The organism is Romboutsia sp., from assembly GCF_035470145.1.
In the GTDB taxonomy this organism is placed as follows: domain Bacteria; phylum Bacillota; class Clostridia; order Peptostreptococcales; family Peptostreptococcaceae; genus Romboutsia_D.
The window spans coordinates 1-3928 of sequence record NZ_DATIRC010000373.1 but is presented as its reverse complement, the minus strand read 5'-3'; the positions used below and the strand labels follow the sequence as shown (position 1 = coordinate 3928).

Genomic DNA, 3928 nt, shown 5'->3' with positions numbered 1-3928 from the left:
GTTTTCTTCACCAAATGATTCAGATAGAGTAGATTCTATAAATGCTTTAAAACAAGTAGGTATGGAGAAATATAAAGATAAATCATATACAAATCTAAGTGGTGGACAAATCCAATTAGTAATGATAGCAAGAGCATTAGTTCAAGATACACCTATTATTATTATGGATGAGCCTACATCTCATTTAGATTTTTATCATGAAAATAAAGTTCTTTCAATAATAGGAAAGTTAGTTAAAGAAAAAAAGATATCAGTACTTATGGCTACACATTTTTTAAATCATCCTTTTTATTTTGAAAATATAGGGCTAGATACAGTTGTAGGTATAATGAATAATGGGAAAATAAAATATATCGGTAAACCATCAGAGGTCATAAATGAGGAGTACTTAGAAGATACATATAAAATGAGTGCAAAAATAAGTACTTTTAGTCATAATGGAAAAGAATTTAAGCATGTGGTATGTATACCACAAGAGTAGGGGGATATAAATTGGGTAATATTAAAAAGTCAATTTTAATTATAATATTGACTATATTAATAAATGTAATATTTATTACAGGGTGTAATAGTAACATTAATAATAATACGATAGAAAGTGAAAATACAAAAGTTGTTGTAGATTCAATAGGTAGAGAGGTTACTATACCTATTGAAGTAAAAACTGTAGCTACACTTTATGCATATACAGGTCATGTTACAACATTATTAGGGCAAGAAGATAAAATAATTGGTATTGTAAATGGTTTAAGAAAAGATATGCTTATGAGAGAAAAAATAGAGGATATAGATGATATATCTATTCCTTTTGTATCAGGAAGCATAAATATAGAAGAGCTAATAAAAATCAAACCTGATGTTATATTTGTAAGAAACTCAACTGCTAGTAATAAAGGTGAAGTCGAAAAGTTAAAGAAAGCAAATATTCCATACTTAGTGATTGATTATAAAAATATAAAAGAGCAAAAAAAATCTATTGAAATTTTAGGTGAAGTTTTTAATAAACAAGACAAAGCTAATGAATATATAAAGTTTTATGAAGAAACTATAAACATGGTACAAAATAGATTATCTTCTTTAAAGAGTGAAGATAAAAAAAGAGTATATCATTCTGTAAATGCAGCAGTTAGAACTGATTCTAAGGGAAGTATACAAGATGAAATTACAGATTTAGCAGGAGTTATAAATGTATCTGTAGGAAGTAACCTTATAGTATCAAAAGATGAAACAAATGCAACGCTAGAACAAATTTATAGTTGGAAGCCAGAAGCTATTATAGCAAATGAATATGATACTATAAATTACATATTAAATGATAAAAAATGGGAAGGACTAGAAGCTGTTAAAAACGAAGAAATATATACACTTCCAGTTGGAATATCACGCTGGGCTCATCCGGGTTCTATTGAAACTCCAATGGCGGTTTTATACATTGCAAACTTATTTTATCCTGAATATTTTGAAGATATTGATATGATTCAGTTTATAAAAGACTATTATAAAAAAAATTTTGATTTAGAACTTACAAATAAAGATATTGAACAGATATTAAGCGGTAAAGGAATGAGGCTTCAAAAATAAGATTTATTAGGGGGAATACTATGAGAATATTAGTATGTATAGATGATACAGATAATTTAGAGAGCGTTGGAACGGGAACTCATGCTCAAGAGTTTAGAAATATAATAGAAGAAAATAATCTAGGAAAAACATATTTTATATCAAGACATCAACTTTATGTTCACAAAGATGTTCCATACACGTCTCATAATAGTTCTATGTGCTTTGAAGCAGATGTTAAAGATAAAAAAGATGTAGAAAAAATTATTAAAATTGGTAAAAAACATCTAGAAAAAATAAGTGCAGAAGGTTCAGACCCAGGGCTTTGTGTAGCGATAAAAGATGATATAAAAAGCCCACAAAGTTTAATAGCTTATTCTAAAAAAGCTAAGTGTAGTTTGCTTACTAAGAAAGAAGCTTATGAAATGGCCAAATCGCAAGGCATTCATTTATCAGAACATGGTGGAGATGGTCAAGGTGTAGTAGGAGCATTAGCAGGGGTTGGCCTTAGATATTTTGGAAATGATGGGAGAGTTAAAGGAAAAATTGAAATAAATAGTGATAAAGATATACTAACTGTTTCAGAGTTATTGAATAAAACTAATTTTGAAAGAATATTGACTCTTGATGGAAAAGAATTGAAATATGATGAAAAAATTTTTCTTACAGATAAAAGAGTAAAAGCTATTTTGATTGGATGGAAAAGTACAATACTTGTAAGATACTCAAAGGCAGAGGAGATTTACAAGACATTGGCAAAAGAAGAGTATAAATGCTATTAAAATATAAAAGCTAATTTATAGAATACTAAAAAGACAGGTTGCGATACCTGTCTTTTTAGTGAATAAAAAACATAAAGGTTAAGTAATGAGTATACGTGAATTATATCCATTGTTTAAATAACTATACACTATTTTTAAAAGTTATTATATTTTTTATAATTCATCACTACTATCAGATAAAGTCTGTAATTTTCCTTACATTATAGATAAAATTTTACCTACTATAAGTGCACATCCAGTTCCCATTACATAACCCATAAGGGCCATAACAACTCCTATTGGTACTAAAGCCTCACTGTATGCTGCCGCAAGAATTGGTGATGATGCAACTCCACCTATATTCGCAAGACTAGCTATTGCACAAGTGAATAAATCTAATTTTAACAACTTTGCTAAAATTATTGATACTATTGCATGTACCGCTAAAATTACAAAACCTGCAAGAACAAATAATGGTGCTTGTCCAAGTTCAGCAAAATCTCCCCTTGATGCGATAAGTGATACAATAGTATAAAGCATTACATTTGATAATGGTGCAGCACCTGGTATTTTAGCAATTGGCGTCATTGCACATATTACACCAAAAGTTGTAGCTATTAAAACTGTCCAAGTTGATCCAGATAAAAACATAGATTGTGGCATGAAAGTTCCTATGTATTTAGATGTTGCAGAAACAAATAAACTTAGTCCTAGCAATATCATTAAATCTGGAAAAGATACTTCTTTACTTACTTTAGCCTGAGACTTAGCTAATTCTGCTCCTATCTCATCAATTATTTTCGTATCAGCTTTAGTCCATTTATTGAATTTTGGTGCAAAAGATACTCCCCAAAGTAAAACCATTATCCAAATAGATGCATTAATGGAATCCATTAATAGTGTATATCCCATTTGTGAATCCGCTACATTTAAAGCTCCTTGAACAGCGACCATATTACCTGTTCCACCTATCCAACTCCCACAAAGAGCTGCGAATGATTTCCATGTTCCTTCTGGAAATGAGCCTTTAAACATTCCATAAGCAACTATGAAACCTGCCATAATACTTAAAGTAGCAGTGAAAAGTGCTATAAGCATTTTAGGCCCTAATTTAACTATTTGTCTAAGGTCACATCTTAATAACATTAAAAATATCATTGCTGGTAATAAACTATCCTTTAATGCTTTGTATGCTGCTGTTGTAGCATCATTTTTAGCCCACACACCGACTGTAGCAAAAAGCATAGCTCCAAAATAAATAATTACTAGTGCAGGTACATACTTAAAAAACTTACCTTTTGATTTGCCTTCTGCAAAAATAACAATACTGGCAAAGAAAATCAAAAATGCTGCGTAGCTAAACCCGTTTTGAATCATATTAAAATTCCCCCTTGTTTTATATATGAATAGTCTTGGAATTAAACTTTCATTATACTAAATATTGTAAAACGTTTTCATTTGTTTTTCAACAAATTTCATAAAATAAAAAAATAAAATGCATTTTATTGTAAAAAATATGCATAATGTATTAAAAATACTTATTTTAATTTGAATGTATAATTGTGAATTTCCTGTATTTTATTACCTATTGAAAAAAATGGCATGAG

At 29.3% G+C, this 3928-nt stretch carries 4 protein-coding genes; 3 read left to right on the top strand and 1 reads right to left on the bottom strand.

The genetic code is table 11. The annotated features are described in order from the left end of the window. The 3 genes from VLM92_RS14780 to VLM92_RS14770 all read left to right on the top strand — a co-directional run. On the top strand, positions 1 to 481 hold a 481-nt coding region (locus VLM92_RS14780), incomplete at its 5' end, for an ABC transporter ATP-binding protein (protein ID WP_325277088.1). 11 nt (positions 482 to 492) lie between these two features. Then, positions 493 to 1581, top strand: coding sequence for an ABC transporter substrate-binding protein (locus VLM92_RS14775; protein ID WP_325277087.1), 1089 nt, complete (start codon positions 493 to 495; stop codon positions 1579 to 1581). A gap of 20 nt (positions 1582 to 1601) precedes the next feature. After that, a complete protein-coding gene (locus VLM92_RS14770) occupies positions 1602 to 2342 on the top strand; it encodes a hypothetical protein (protein ID WP_325277086.1) in 741 nt (246 codons plus the stop codon). Between the two features lie 195 nt (positions 2343 to 2537). On the opposite strand, the gene VLM92_RS14765 is transcribed toward VLM92_RS14770, so the two are convergent. Next, a complete protein-coding gene (locus VLM92_RS14765; RefSeq protein ID WP_325277085.1) occupies positions 2538 to 3698 on the bottom strand; it encodes a DUF819 domain-containing protein in 1161 nt (386 codons plus the stop codon). Positions 3699 to 3928: the final 230 nt, after the last annotated feature.

Excerpts from the sequence above, each read along its gene's own strand:
- VLM92_RS14770 (WP_325277086.1), top strand. The coding sequence starts at position 1,602 with ATGAGAATATTAGTATGTATAGATGATACAGATAATTTAGAGAGCGTT.
- VLM92_RS14765 (WP_325277085.1), bottom strand. The coding sequence starts at position 3,698 with ATGATTCAAAACGGGTTTAGCTACGCAGCATTTTTGATTTTCTTTGCC.